General features: G+C 68.8%; 9 protein-coding genes, 1 pseudogene and 1 riboswitch. Of the genes and pseudogenes, 5 read left to right on the forward strand and 5 right to left on the reverse strand.

Going from position 1 to position 13785, the window contains the following annotated elements; all coding sequences use genetic code 11:
- Positions 1-9: 9 nt before the first annotated feature.
- Positions 10-615 carry a 16S rRNA (guanine(966)-N(2))-methyltransferase RsmD gene (gene rsmD, locus OHB12_RS15160; RefSeq protein ID WP_327120027.1) on the reverse strand — a complete coding sequence of 202 codons (606 nt, stop codon included), beginning with the start codon at positions 613-615 and terminating at the stop codon, positions 10-12.
- The gene (locus OHB12_RS15165) at positions 612-4016 is read right to left on the reverse strand and encodes a pyruvate carboxylase (protein ID WP_327120029.1); all 3405 of its coding nucleotides are present in this window, start codon (positions 4014-4016) and stop codon (positions 612-614) included. Before OHB12_RS15165 ends, rsmD begins: the two co-directional genes overlap by 4 nt.
- Before the next feature lie 372 nt (positions 4017-4388).
- Positions 4389-4575: riboswitch (cobalamin riboswitch) on the forward strand.
- A gap of 141 nt (positions 4576-4716) precedes the next feature.
- Here OHB12_RS15165 and metE point away from each other — a divergent pair.
- The 3 genes from metE to OHB12_RS15180 all read left to right on the forward strand — a co-directional run bounded on the left by metE (position 4717) and on the right by OHB12_RS15180 (position 9374).
- The gene (gene metE / locus OHB12_RS15170; RefSeq protein WP_327120031.1) at positions 4717-7017 is read left to right on the forward strand and encodes a 5-methyltetrahydropteroyltriglutamate--homocysteine S-methyltransferase; all 2301 of its coding nucleotides are present in this window, start codon (positions 4717-4719) and stop codon (positions 7015-7017) included.
- Between the two features lie 575 nt (positions 7018-7592).
- Positions 7593-7769, forward strand: a complete 177-nt coding sequence (locus tag OHB12_RS15175) for a DUF1737 domain-containing protein (protein WP_327120033.1) — start codon at positions 7593-7595, stop codon at positions 7767-7769.
- Between the two features lie 183 nt (positions 7770-7952).
- Entirely contained in the window at positions 7953-9374 is a 1422-nt protein-coding gene (locus OHB12_RS15180; protein WP_327120035.1) for a short-chain fatty acyl-CoA regulator family protein, read from the forward strand.
- Here the strand turns inward: OHB12_RS15180 and sigJ are convergent, their stop codons facing one another.
- Complete coding sequence (sigJ, locus tag OHB12_RS15185; protein ID WP_327120037.1) at positions 9375-10289, reverse strand: RNA polymerase sigma factor SigJ; 915 nt, start codon at positions 10287-10289, stop codon at positions 9375-9377.
- On the opposite strand from sigJ, the pseudogene OHB12_RS15190 reads away from it, so the two are divergent.
- Both OHB12_RS15190 and OHB12_RS15195 read left to right on the forward strand, forming a co-directional pair.
- Positions 10266-10943, forward strand: a pseudogene (locus OHB12_RS15190) (MFS transporter); the annotation flags it as partial. The gene sigJ and the pseudogene OHB12_RS15190 sit on opposite strands and share 24 nt — an antisense overlap.
- A gap of 91 nt (positions 10944-11034) precedes the next feature.
- Positions 11035-11355 (forward strand): hypothetical protein, encoded by a 321-nt coding sequence (locus tag OHB12_RS15195; RefSeq protein ID WP_327121814.1) that lies wholly within the window; start codon positions 11035-11037, stop codon positions 11353-11355.
- Here OHB12_RS15195 and OHB12_RS15200 read toward each other — a convergent pair.
- Together OHB12_RS15200 and recG are read right to left on the reverse strand one after the other, a co-directional pair.
- On the reverse strand, positions 11352-11477 hold the full coding sequence (locus OHB12_RS15200; protein WP_327121816.1) for a hypothetical protein: 126 nt from the start codon (positions 11475-11477) through the stop codon (positions 11352-11354). The two genes, OHB12_RS15195 and OHB12_RS15200, sit on opposite strands and share 4 nt — an antisense overlap.
- A gap of 28 nt (positions 11478-11505) precedes the next feature.
- Positions 11506-13785, reverse strand: a complete 2280-nt coding sequence (gene recG / locus OHB12_RS15205) for an ATP-dependent DNA helicase RecG (RefSeq protein ID WP_327120039.1) — start codon at positions 13783-13785, stop codon at positions 11506-11508.

Below are 13785 nucleotides of genomic sequence, written 5' to 3' on the forward strand. Positions count from 1 at the left end.
GGCCCGACGCTAGCAGGACCGCGGCGGTGCGGCAGCGGTGGCCGGACCCGTTCCGACGGCAGGCTCGAACTCCGCGAGATCGATGCGGGTCTCGCCGTACCGGCGCGACTTGGCCGGGATGAAGCCTGCGGGCCAGTCGATTTCGGGTGAACGCGCCGACCGCTCCAGCACGACGAGGGCGCCGGGATGCAGCCAACCGCGCTCGGCCAGCGTGCGCAAGTCGGCCAGCACGGCCGCGTTCTCCACCGCGTAGGGCGGATCGGAGAAGACCAGATCGAAGGCGCCCGCCCCGCCCAGTTCCAGCGCGCTCGCCACCGCGGCGACCCGCAGCTGCGCACCGGGCAGGCCGAGGTCGGCGATATTGCCGCGCACGACGGCGGCCGCCTTGCGGTCGGACTCGACGAGCAACGCGTGCTCGGCGCCGCGCGAGAGCGCCTCCAACCCGAGCGCGCCGGAGCCCGCGTACAGGTCGAGCACGCGCGCGCCGACGAAATCCAGCCGGGCGTCCAAGGCGCTGAACAGCGCCTCCCGCACCCGGTCGGAGGTCGGACGGGTGCCGGAGGGCGGTACCCGAAGGCGCCGCCCGCCCGCTGCCCCCGCGACAATCCGCGTCATTCGGCGGAGGACTCGCGCACGGCCAGCTCGATGAGTAGGTCGCCGCCCTCGACCTGCTGTACGGGACCGATCGCGACGCGACCGACGACACCCGAGCGGGGCGCGGTGATGGCCGCTTCCATTTTCATGGCTTCGATGGTGCCTATGGTGTCGCCCGCGGCGACCGGATGGCCTTCCGAGACAGCGAGGGTCACGACTCCGGCGAACGGGGCGGCGATGTGGCCCGCGTTGCCCTTGTCGGCCTTCTCCGCTGCCGGGATGTCGCTGGCGATGGACCGGTCCCGCACGGCGACCGGACGCAGCTGCCCGTTCAGGATGCACATCACGGTGCGCATGCCGCGCTCGTCCGGCTCCGAGATGGCCTCCAAGCCGATGAGCAGGGTGACGCCCTTTTCCAACTGCACCCGGTGTTCCTCACCGCGGCGCAAACCGTAGAGGAACTGGTTCGCCGACAGCCCGGAGGTGTCGCCGTACTTCTCCCGATGTGCGAGGAATTCGGCCGTGGGCCCAGGGAAGAGCAGCCGGTTCAGCGTTCCGCGCCGTTCCTCCGACGTACCGGCGAGCCCCGCCTCGTCCTCGGGAGTCAGCGCGGTCTCCGGTTTCGCGGGTCCGCGCCCGGCCAGCGCCTTGCTGCGGAACGGCTCGGGCCACCCGCCCGCGGGTGTGCCGAGTTCGCCACGCAGGAAGCCGATAACGGAATCGGGGATGTCGTAGCGGCCCGGATCCGCGGCGAAGTCCTCGATGTCGACACCGGTGCCGACCAGCGCCAGTGCCAAGTCGCCGACGACCTTCGAGGACGGTGTGACCTTCACCAGACGGCCCAGAAGCCGGTCCGCCGCGGCGTATTTCGCCTCCACCTCTTCGAACCGGTCGCCGAGACCGAGCGCGATGGCTTGCTGACGCAGGTTCGACAGCTGGCCGCCCGGGATCTCGTGGGTATACACCCGGCCGGTCGGGGCGGGCAGCCCGGATTCGAAGGGCGCGTACACCTTTCGCAGTGCTTCCCAGTACGGCTCCAGATCGCAGACGTTCTGCAGGTTCAGGCCGGTGTCGTACGCACTATGCGCCGCCGCCGCGACGATCGCGGACAGCGCGGGTTGGCTGGTGGTTCCGGCCATCGCGGCGCTGGCGCCGTCCACCGCGTCGGCGCCGGCTTGCCACGCAGCCAGGTAGGTGGCCAGCTGACCACCGGGGGTGTCGTGGGTGTGCACGTGCACTGGCAGATCGAAATTGCTGCGCAGAGCGGTGACCAATGTCGTGGCGGCCGGGGCGCGCAGCAGGCCCGCCATATCCTTGATGGCCAGCACATGCGCGCCCGCGTCGACGATCTGTTCGGCGAGTTTGAGGTAGTAGTCGAGCGTGTAGAGGGTCTCGTGTGGATTCGCCAGGTCGCCGGTGTAGCTCATCGCGACTTCGGCGATGGCCGTCCCGGTTTCGCGCACCGCGTCGATCGCCGGACGCATCTGGTCGACGTTGTTGAGCGCGTCGAAGATTCGAAAGATATCAATGCCGGTGCCGGTCGCTTCCTGGACGAACGCGCGGGTCACCTGCTGCGGGTACGGTGTGTAGCCGACGGTGTTGCGCCCGCGCAGCAGCATCTGCAGGCAGATGTTCGGCACCGCCTCGCGCAACGCGGCCAGCCGCTCCCACGGGTCCTCGTACAGGAACCGCAGCGCCACGTCGTAGGTCGCGCCGCCCCATGCCTCGATGGACAGCAGCTCCGGCGTGAGCCGCGCGACGTGACCGGCCACGCCGAGCAGGCCGTTGGTGCGGACCCTGGTGGCCAGCAGCGACTGGTGCGCGTCGCGGAAGGTGGTGTCGGTGACGCCGACCGCCTTCTGCTCACGCAGCGCCTGCGCGAAGCCGTCGGGCCCGAGCCGAAGCAGCCGCTGCCGGGAACCGTCCGGCGGCGGCACGCTCACATCGATCGATGGCAGTTTGTCGTGCGGGTACACCGTGGTCTGCCGCTCACCGTGCGGCTTGTTGACGGTGATGTCGGCCAGGTAGGTGAGGATCTTGGTGCCGCGGTCGGCTGAGCCGCGCAGGGTGAGCAGCTGCGGACGCTCGTCGATGAACGAGGTGGTGACCCGGCCACCCTTGAAGTCGGGATCGTCGAGTACCGCGAGCAGGAACGGGATATTGGTGGCCACGCCGCGGATGCGGAACTCGGCCAGTGCGCGACCGGCCCGCGCCACCGCTGCGCCGAAGTCACGGCCGCGGCAGGTGAGCTTGACCAGCATTGAGTCGAAGTAGGCGCCGATCTCCGCGCCCAGGTTCGCACCGCCGTCGAGCCGGATGCCCGCGCCGCCCGGCGTGCGGTAGGCGGTGATGCGGCCGGTGTCGGGGCGGAATCCGTTCGCCGGGTCCTCGGTGGTGATCCGGCACTGCAGCGCGGCGCCGCGGATCGTGACCGAGTCCTGGCTCAGGCCCAGCTGCTCCAGTGTCTCGCCCGCGGCGATCCGCAGCTGCGACTGCACCAGGTCGACGTCGGTGATCTCCTCGGTCACCGTGTGCTCGACCTGGATTCGCGGGTTCATCTCGATGAAGACATGGTTGCCGCGCTCGTCGAGCAGGAATTCGACGGTGCCCGCGCAGCTGTAGCCGATCTGTCGCGCGAAAGCCACGGCGTCGGCGCAGATGCGCATCCGCAGTGCGGGATCCAGGTTCGGGGCCGGCGCGAGCTCGATCACCTTCTGGTGGCGGCGCTGCAATGAACAGTCCCGCTCGAACAGGTGCATCACGTTGCCGTGCTGGTCGGCCAGGATCTGCACCTCGATGTGGCGCGGGTTCACCACCGCCTGCTCCAGGAACACGGTGGGATCGCCGAACGCCGACTCGGCCTCGCGCGAGGCCGCCTCGATCGATTCGCGCAGGTGCGCGGCGTCGGCGACCCGCCGCATGCCGCGACCGCCGCCGCCCGCGACGGCCTTGACGAAAATCGGGTACTCCAGCTGCCGGGACGCGGCGACCAGCTCGTCGACGTCCGCCGACGGTGCGCTGGAGCGCAGCACCGGCAGACCGGCGGCCTTGGCGGCTTCGATCGCACGTGCCTTGTTGCCCGCGAGTTCGAGCACCTCGGCGGAGGGACCGATGAAGGTGATGCCCGCGCGGGCGCAGGCTGCCGCCAGGTCCGGGTTCTCCGAAAGGAAGCCGTACCCCGGGTAGACCGCGTCGGCACCCGCCGACTTGGCGGCCTCGATGATCGCGTCGATGGAAAGGTAGGCCCGCACCGGGTGGCCCGCCTCACCGATCTGATACGACTCCGCCGCCTTCAACCGGTGGACTGAATTGCGGTCCTCGTAGGGAAACACGGCCACCGTCCCGATGCCGAGTTCGTAAGCCGCACGGAAGGCCCGGATGGCGATCTCGCCACGGTTTGCAACCAAGACTTTCGAGAACATTGGCTTAAGGTACCCGGCACCGCCCATCGCACCGACACGGAAGTCCTCTTCGCAGGAATCTTCACAATGACGACTGGCATCGTTGCGAAGTTGCGTTCACCGGAACGACACATTCCCAGCCCGAAATTGATCATTTACCACCTCCCGCGACAAGCGACCGTGGCTTTTCCAGCTCCGCGAATCAGATCGGCACCGGTTGACCGCCAGAGAACCAAGCCGATATCGACGCAGGTTTCCGAGCCGGCCGAGCAGCCGCGACACCGCGCGTCCTATGCTGGGAGTGCAGCTGGTTCACCGGCGCACGACGAGATGGAGCCCCGACGTCGCGCAATGGGTCGAGCCCACTCGTGCGGAGACGCCACGAGGGGCGAGAGGGAACCCGGTGGGAATCCGGGACTGTCCCGCAGCGGTATGCAGGAACGACCGCCGTCACCACGCACTGAGTTCACCGAGCCGGAAGGCTCCGCGACTTGGGAAGCGACGGCCAGTAGGTCGGCCATCAGGCGAGCCCCGGCACAGGCCGGGACCACCCGGCCGGTGCCCGCGAGTCCGAAGACCTGCCAGCCGTGCCGGGTACGCCGTACCCGGCGGCCACCGCCTCGTGGATTTGGGCGTGCGGACCACCAGCGCGGACGTGTCGGGCTCCCTCAACCGGGAACATCTCCGGCATGTCACTGGTTCTCCGGCTACCCGTAGGGCGATGGCTTTTCTACCTCAGCAATGGAGAAACATCGTGACTGTTTCACATCACAAGCCGTTCACCGCGACGGTTCTCGGGCTACCTCGGGTGGGGCCGCGGCGCGAGCTCAAGCGGGCGACCGAAGCCTACTGGGCGGGCCGGATCGGCGCCGAGGAGTTGCACACCCTCGCGCGCGACCTCCGGCACGCCCAGCTCACCGAGTTGCTGGCCGCCGGTCTCGACTCGATCCCGATCGGCACCTTCTCCTACTACGACCAGATGCTCGATACGGCTGTCCTGCTCGGCGCGCTGCCACCCCGGGTCACCGGAATCGCCGATCCCCTGGACCGCTACTTCGCGGCCGCGCGCGGCACCGACACGGTCGAGCCACTGGAGATGACCAAGTGGTTCGACACCAACTACCACTACCTGGTGCCGGAAATCGGCCCGGAAACCCAGTTCTCGCTGCACCCGGAGAAGCTGCTGGAGGAACTGCGGGAGGCGCTCGCGCTCGGCGTGCCCGCGCGACCGGTGGTAATCGGCCCGGTCACCTTCTCGAGGCTGGCGAAAGCGACGGGCAGTGCGCCACTGGCTCGGCTGACCGAGCTGATTCCGCTATATCACGAGCTGCTGCGGCGGCTGGTCGCCGCGGGCGCGGAGTGGGTGCAGATCGACGAGCCTGCGCTTGTCACCGACCTCACCGCGGACGAGATCGATCTGGTGCGCGCCACCTACGAGGAGCTGTCCGCCGCGACCGATCGTCCCGCGATCCTCGTCGCGACCTATTTCGGACACCCGGATGCCGCGCTCGCCGCACTGGCGGGCACCGAAATCGAGGGTATTGCCATCGACTTCACCTCCGGCACCGAGGTTTCGGAGGTGGCAGCGGTGCCGGCTCTGGCACGCAAGCTGGTGGTGGCGGGCATTGTGGACGGTCGCAATGTATGGCGCACCGATCTCGACCACGGCCTGGCGACCCTCGGAACGTTGCTGGGATCCGCAGCGCACGTGGCGGTTTCGAGTTCGTGCTCGCTGCTGCACGTGCCGTACACGCTGGCCACGGAGACGCGGCTGGACGAGCGGCTGCGGTCGTGGCTGGCCTTCGGCGCGGAGAAGGTGGCCGAGGTGCGTCTGCTCGCGACCGGGCTGAGCGAGGGCGCCGAGGCGATCGGCGACGAATTGGCGACGACTCGTTCGGCGCTCGAATCTCGGCGGTCGGATCCCCGGCTGAACGATCCGCGGGTGCGGGCCCGGCTGGCCGCGCTCGGACCGGACGCCATCCGGCGCGCGCCCGCCGAGCAGCGGCGCGAGCTGCAGCAGGATCGCCTGCGGCTGCCCGCGCTGCCGACCACGACGATCGGTTCGTACCCGCAGACCTCCGCGATCCGGTTGGCGCGGGCCGCGCTGCGGAACGGCGAGATCGACCAGGCCGAGTACGTGCGCCGGATGCGCGCCGAGATCGCGGATGTCGTCACGCTGCAGGAGAAGCTGGGGCTGGACGTGCTGGTGCACGGTGAACCCGAGCGCAACGACATGGTGCAGTACTTCGCCGAGCAACTCGACGGCTTCGCGGCCACCGAGCAGGGCTGGGTGCAGTCCTACGGCACCCGCTGTGTGCGCCCGCCGATCCTGTTCGGCGACGTGACGAGGCGGGAGCCGATGACCGTCGAGTGGATCGGTTACGCGCAGTCGCTCACCGACAAGCCGGTCAAGGGCATGCTGACCGGTCCGGTGACCATCCTCGCGTGGTCGTTCGTGCGCGACGACCAGCCGCTGGGCGATTCCGCGCGGCAGGTGGCGCTGGCTATCCGGGACGAGACAGTGGATCTGCAGACGGCGGGCATCCGGATCGTCCAGGTCGACGAACCGGCGCTGCGCGAACTGCTTCCGCTGCGCACAGCCGATCAGCCCGCGTACCTGGAGTGGTCGGTGCAGTCGTTCCGGCTCGCGACCTCCGGGGTGTCGGATGCCACGCAGATCCACACCCACCTCTGCTATTCGGAGTTCGGCGAGGTGATCGATGCGATCGCCGGACTGGACGCCGACGTCACGTCGATCGAGGCGGCACGCTCGCACATGGAGGTGCTCGACGACCTCAACGCCGCGGGCTTCGACCTCGGCGTCGGACCGGGTGTGTACGACATCCACTCACCTCGGGTGCCCAGCGTGGAGGAGATCACCACGTCGCTGCGCGCCGCGCTGAAAGCGGTCCCCGGCGAACGGCTCTGGGTGAATCCGGACTGCGGGTTGAAGACCCGCGGGCCCGCCGAGGTGGAGGCCGCACTGCGCAATATGGTCGCCGCCGCGGCTGCCGTGCGCTGAGCGCGTCCGGCTGATCAATGATCGGCGCCCCCTTCGCATTCCAGAGGGGGCGCCGGCACATTCCGCAGCGTGGTGGTGCACGTGTCTGCTGCCACCGCACTGCGGATCACCGGTGCGGACGCACCTCGACACCACCTCGAGTCGGGTCGCCTACCGACGCCGCCGACTGATCGGCTGCGAACACCCGCACTGGCCGACCCTCTGGACCGGGCCGCTGAGACCTCACTCGGTTTCCGGCTCCGGCTTCGGGCTCTGCCGCCGCCGCGAGGTGTACCGCTCACACGACTCTTCCCTCCGCGTCACCGGCAGAACCCGCGCCCTCGCCCGCATCCCCCGTCGCCATGCCGTATGGCATCCGGAACAGCGCTCCATACGCAACCCCTCCTCGCAGGTCATCAACGACTTCTCTTTCCCCACCTACCTACTTCGACGCGCATACCCCCGATTCGGTTCCCACGCCATTCACCCGACGATTTGCCGGATGCCATACCCGCCCGGAATGCCGAGCTTCTGTGCCGCACTCGCCGCGGGCCGCCAGCAGGCCCGTCACCGACACACCGTCCTACGCTGATGAAATGACCGACGACCAGCCCTTGCGCTACCGATTGATCACCGGCGTCGACGACGCCCGATTCTGCGAGCGGGTCAGCGCCCTGCTCGAGCAGGGTTACCGGCTGCACGGCTCTCCCGCAGTCACCTTCGACGGCACGTACGTGATCGCGGCCCAGGCCGTGATCATGGACGACAAGTAGTGTCGCCGAGGCCCGTGCGATGTATGCCTTCGCGCATCCCTCCACTCCGGCACAATGTGAAACGCTCCCTTCGCACACTACGCAGCTCGGGTTTAGCGAAAACACCTTGCATAGGCATATTTTTGCGAGAAATAAGTCCCGATATTGCGATGATTGCGAATATTCGCCGCTACCATCGTGCACGTGCGCAAGATGTACGCGGGCGCCCGGCTTCGGCGGTTGCGCGAAGAGCGGAGGATGACCCAGGCGGCCCTGGCGAAATCGCTGGACCTGTCGCCCAGCTATCTCAATCAGCTCGAGCGCGACCAGCGGCCGCTCACCATTCCCGTGCTGCTCAAACTCAACTCCACCTTCGACCTCGACGTCCAGTTCTTCGCCGCCGATTCGGACGCGCGCCTCGTGTCCGACCTGCACGAAGTGCTGGTGGACGCCGCGGGCGGACACACATCGCCACTGACCGAGGTGGAGGAACTGGCGACCCGCCAGCCGGAGGTCGCCAGGATCGTCGTGGCGATGCACCGGCGGCTACGCGCCGCCACCGACCAACTCGATCTCCTCTCGGCACGGGTGTCCGCACCCGCGGGCGCACCGGGCATGCCCATGCCCTATGAGGACGTGCGCGACTTCTTCTACGACCACCACAACCACATTCCGCAGCTCGACATCGCCGCCGAGCAGCTCTTCGAGAACTCCGGCCTCACCATCGGCTCGCTCGACCGCCAGCTCGCCCGGATCGCCGAAGAGCGCGCCGGGGTCACGGTCCTGGTCCGCGGCGACGGCGCGGACCGGACCATCCCGAAGCGGCACTACGACCAGGAGACCCGCACGCTGACGCTGGCCAGAAGGTTGCGGCCCGGCCAGCGAGCCTTCCAGATCGCCACCACCCTCGCCTTCCTGCTGTATAGGGCCGAGCTGGACGGGGTGCTCGCCGAAACCCCCTCGCTCAACGGCGAATCCCGCACTCTGGCCCGCGTCGGGCTGGCGAACTACTTCGCGGGCGCGCTCGTGCTGCCCTACGGGCGGTTCCTGCGGTCGGCCGAGGAACTGCACTACGATATCGATCTGCTCGGACTGCGTTTCGAGGTCGGTTTCGAGACCATCTGCCATCGCCTCAGCACCCTGCAGCGGCAAGGGCAGCGTGGCGTCCCGTTCTTCTTCGTCCGCACCGACCGCGCGGGGAACATCTCGAAGCGCCAGTCCGCTACCGCGTTCCACTTCTCTCGCGTGGGCGGCAGCTGCCCGCTGTGGGTGGTGCACGAGGCGTTCGCGCACCCCGGCCGCATCCTCACCCAGGTGGCCGAGATGCCCGACGGACGGCGCTATCTGTGGATCGCCCGCACCGCCATGACGGCGCCGCACGGGTTCGGCACCGCGACGAAGAACTTCGCGATCGGCCTCGGCTGCGACATCGAATTCGCCGAGCGCCTGGTCTATTCGGCGGGACTGCAGCTGGACGACCCCACCGCGGCGGTGCCGATCGGCGCGGGCTGCAAGGTCTGCGAACGCCCCACCTGCGCACAGCGCGCCTTCCCACACATCGGCAGCCCGCTCGCGGTCACCGAGAACACCAGCACCGACCTGCCCTATCCACGCGTCGGCCGCTGATCAGGTATCGATCCTGGTGAGTTTGTCCGGATTGGCGACCGCGTAGATCCCCTTGATCCGCGCGGTCGACGGATCGATATCGAGCACGAGGACGGCGAACGGCGCGCCCGCCGAGAGGATCAGCGCGGACGGGTCGCCGTTGACGAACCGGTAGCCGACGCCGAAGTCGGGCACGTGGCTCAGCACCACCTGGCTCGTGATCAGGCGCGCGACCTTGTCGCGGCCGTGGACCGGCCGCAGCGCCGCGCGCTGCTTGCCGCCGCCGTCGGACCAGAACGTCACGTCCGTCGCGAGCAGCGCCAGCAACCCCGCCAGATCGCCGTCCATCTGTGCGGTGAGGAACTGCTCGGTCACCCGCCGCTGCACCCCAGGGTCGACCTGGCAGCGCGGCCGCCGAGCGTGCACATGCTCCCTGGCCCGATGCGCGAGCGGGCGGGTCGCGGTGGCGCTGCGGCCGAGGATCTCGGCGATGTCGGTGTGCGGATACCCGAAGACCTCGTGCAACACGAACACCGCGCGCTCGAGCGGGGTGAGCGTCTCCAGCACGACGAGCATGGCCATGGACACCGACTCGGCGCGCAGCGCGGGCGCCGCGGCATCCTCGCCGCCGTGCCCGGCCGGCGGGTCGGTGACCAGCGGCTCGGGCAGCCATGTGCCGACGTAGGTTTCGCGCCTGCGGCTGATCACCGCGCGCCGGGCGAGGGTCTGATTCACCGCGATGCGCACCAGATATGCCCTGGGGTGTTCGATCTCGTCGGTGCGGCCCCTGTGGCGCGCGACCCAGGACAGCCAGGTCTCCTGGAGCACATCCTCGGTGTCGGCGACGCTGCCGAGCATGTTGTAGACCACCGAGAACAGCAGCTCCCTGTGGTCGGCGAACACCCGCGTCGCGTGCTCGTCGACGGTCTCGGTCACCGGCCCTCCTTCGGTCTCACACATAGGAGCGGGTACCTCCTGACCTACGGCGGACTTCTACTGCTCGGCGGGAGGCTGGCGGACCTGCTCGGGCGGCGCAGAATCCTGATTGCCGGGACGGTCGTCATCGGCCTGTCGTCCGCGTTCGGCGGACTGGCCGACGACAGCGGGCTGCTGATCGGCGCCCGGCTCGCGCAGGGTGTCGGGGCGGCGCTGATGCTGCCCGCCGCGTTGTCGATCCTGACCACCAGCTTTCGGGAGGGCTCCGATCGGCACACCGCCGTCGGGATCTGGGGCGGCGCCGCCGGTCTCGCGTCGGCGACGGGCGTGTTCCTCGGTGGTGTGATCACTGAGGGACCGGGCTGGCGCTGGGTGTTCTACGTCAACACCCCGGCCTGCGTGCTCGTGCTCGCGGCTGTTCCGCTGCTGATTCCGAACGATCAGCGCAACGAAATCCGACGCGGCTTCGATGTGCTCGGCACGGTCCTGGCGACGTCGGGACTGATGGCGCTCGTCTCCGGCTTGGTGAAGGCGCCCGAGTACGGGTGGGACGACGCGCGCACACTCGGTCTGCTCGCGATCGCCGCCGCACTACTGGTCGGGTTCGTGGTGAACGAGCGCGTCACCGCCGACCCGCTGGTCCCGCTGTCGATCTTCGGCATCCGCGGGCTGGCCGCCGCCAATCTGACACATCTGGTCATCGCCGCAGGAATGATGTCTATCGTTCTTCTTCGTCACGCTGTATATGCAGACGGTCCTGGGCTATCAGGAATTCGACGCGGGCGTGCCCGCCGATCAGGCCGGTCTTGCCGCCGCGCTGCTGAGCACCGGACAGCAGCTCGGCGGCGCGCTGGGGCTGGCGGTGCTCACCGCCGTCGCGACCTCGCACACCAACGCTCAGCTCGCGGCGGGGCATGCGCCGCTCGACGCGATGAACGCCGGGTTCGGGCGGGCACTGTTCGTCGGCGGTGTCATCGGAGTGGTCGCCGCGATCCTCGGGTTGCGCACGGTGAACACGCGAGGGGATGCCGAGTCGTCGACCGCGACGGAAACCGTTGCTGTTTAGAGCGATCGGCGCTGGTGTGGCCGGAAACCGAACAGCTCCGCGGCGGGCGTCTTGGCTACCATGGCCAGCTCGCACATCCGAATCGGCGCCATCGCCGCCTTGCCGGACGCGAACAGATCCATCGTCGATATGGATCCGCCGTATCGACCGTCAGGATTTGGCCAGGTACTCCAAACGTTCGGAGTCGACGGCAGCGTGCATCATGCCCGCCAGGCCGGGGTGCCGCCGCAAACCGGGATCGGATTCCACCACCTCGCGAGCGAATTCCTGAGCGGCGGTGATCACCTCGAGATCGTCGAGCAGTGACAGCAGGCGCAACGAGCGGGCAGTGCCGGACTGCGCGGCACCCAGCACGTCGCCCTCGCGGCGGGTCCGCAGGTCGAGCACCGAGAGTTCGAAGCCATCAGTGGTTGCGGCTACAGCACCCAACCGGGCCATCGCCGAACCACCGGGCGCGGCGTCGGTGACCAGCAGGCACAGCCCCGGGTGCTTGCCCCTACCGATGCGGCCGCGCAGCTGGTGCAGCTGGCTGACGCCGAACCGGTCCGCGTCGACGATCACCATCACCGTCGCGTTCGGGACGTCGACACCGACCTCGACCACCGTAGTGCAGACGAGCACATCCACCGATCCCTCGTTGAACGCGCGCATCACCTGATCTTTTTCGTCAGCGGGCAGCCTGCCGTGCAACAGACCGACCCGCACGTCGGCCAGCGGGCCGCTGCGCAGCATCTCGAACACGTCGAGCACCGCCTGGGTGGTCGGGCCTTCCTTCGCACCGCCACCGGACTTCGATCGCCCATTGCGGGACTTGCCAGAGCCCTCCTCGTCGTCGCCGATCCGCGAGCACACCACATAGGCCTGGCGACCGGCGCCGACCTCCTCCACGATCCGCTCCCAGGCGCGGTCCACCCAGTTCGGATGCTGCCTGCGCGGCACGACCTTCGAGGTGATCGGCGAACGTCCCCTCGGCAATTCGGTCAGGGTGGAGGTCTCCAGATCGCCGAGTGTGGTCATCGCGATGGTGCGCGGGATCGGCGTCGCGGTCATCACGAGCAGATGCGGGCTGCTGCCCGCCTTCGCTTTGGCGCGCAACGCGTCTCGCTGCTCCACGCCGAAGCGGTGCTGCTCGTCGACCACCACCATGCCGAGATCGAAGAATTCGACATTGTCCTGGATCAGCGCGTGCGTGCCGATCACGATGCCCGCCTCGCCGGTCACCGCCTCCAACAGGGCGGCTTTCTTGGCCGCGGCCGACATCGACCCGGTGACCAGCACGATGCGGGTCGCGTGCTCGGCCGCGCCGAGTTCGCCCGCGGCACCCAGCTCGCCGAGCATGCCGCGCAACGACCGGTAGTGCTGCGCGGCAAGCACTTCCGTCGGCGCGAGCAGCGCACACTGCGACCCGGCGTCGACCACCTGCAGCATGGCGTGCAGGGCGACGATCGTCTTGCCGGAGCCGACCTCGCCCTGCAGCAGCCGGTGCATCGGCTGCGTTCGGGCCAGATCGGCCGAGATCTCGCCGACCACCTGCTGCTGTCCGGCGGTGAGCTCGAACGGCAGTTGCCGGTCGAACGCGGCGGCGATGCCGTCGGTGTGCGGCGCGCACACCCGCGCTGTCCGGCCGGACACCTCGTGCCGCCGCTCGGCCAGCACCAGTTGCAATGCCAGCGCCTCGTCGAAACGCAGCCGCTCCCTGGCCTGATCGATGTCGGACTTGTGGTCGGGCAGGTGGATCAAGCGCAGCGCGTCGGATACCCGCAGTAGCGCGCGTTCGGCTCTGACCGGCTCCGGCAGCGGGTCCTCGATCAGGTCGAGCTGGTCGAGCACTTGGCGCACGCAGGCGAGCACGTCCCAACTCTGCACCTTCGCGGTCGCCGGGTAGACCGGGATGAACTCCCGTTCCATGAACGAAGCGTCCACTCCCCCGGCACCTTTCGCGCTCTGCGCGAGCCCACGCAGGTCGCCGCCGCCGCGCACCTTCGTCAACGCGCCGACCGATTCGTCACCGTCGGCCTCGGGCAGGATCAGGTAGCCGGGATGGCTGAGGTTCCAGTGACCGGGGCGCCAATAGTTCACGGTGCCCGACATCATCGCCCGCAGACCCTCGCGGACAACGTATTTCACCTTGTCGCCGTTGAAGAACGTGACGTCGACGCCGCGCCCCGAACCGGTGTCGAGGACCACCTTCAGCAGCGAACCGCGGCGGTTGCGCATCGGACGCAGTTCGGCTTTCGTGATCCGCCCGATGACGGTGATGTGCGAACCGTCCTCGGGGTCTTCCTCGGTGAGCGGCTGACCTTGGGTCGCGTAGCGCACCGGATAGTGCCGCAGCAGGTCCTCGACGGTATGCATGTCGAAGGCATCCACCAGCGAGGCGGCCGCCTTCACGCCGAGGATGTGGTCGAGCCGATCGCTCAGTGTCGCCAT

This window comes from Nocardia sp. NBC_01730, from assembly GCF_035920445.1.
GTDB lineage: Bacteria > Actinomycetota > Actinomycetes > Mycobacteriales > Mycobacteriaceae > Nocardia.

Bases quoted from the DNA above. Each gene is read 5' to 3' on its own strand.
- rsmD (WP_327120027.1), bottom strand. From the start codon at position 615: ATGACGCGGATTGTCGCGGGGGCAGCGGGCGGGCGGCGCCTTCGGGTA.
- OHB12_RS15165 (WP_327120029.1), bottom strand. From the start codon at position 4,016: ATGTTCTCGAAAGTCTTGGTTGCAAACCGTGGCGAGATCGCCATCCGG.
- metE (WP_327120031.1), top strand. From the start codon at position 4,717: ATGGCTTTTCTACCTCAGCAATGGAGAAACATCGTGACTGTTTCACAT.
- OHB12_RS15175 (WP_327120033.1), top strand. From the start codon at position 7,593: ATGACCGACGACCAGCCCTTGCGCTACCGATTGATCACCGGCGTCGAC.
- OHB12_RS15195 (WP_327121814.1), top strand. From the start codon at position 11,035: ATGCAGACGGTCCTGGGCTATCAGGAATTCGACGCGGGCGTGCCCGCC.
- OHB12_RS15200 (WP_327121816.1), bottom strand. From the start codon at position 11,477: ATGGATCTGTTCGCGTCCGGCAAGGCGGCGATGGCGCCGATTCGGATG.
- recG (WP_327120039.1), bottom strand. From the start codon at position 13,785: ATGGCGACACTGAGCGATCGGCTCGACCACATCCTCGGCGTGAAGGCG.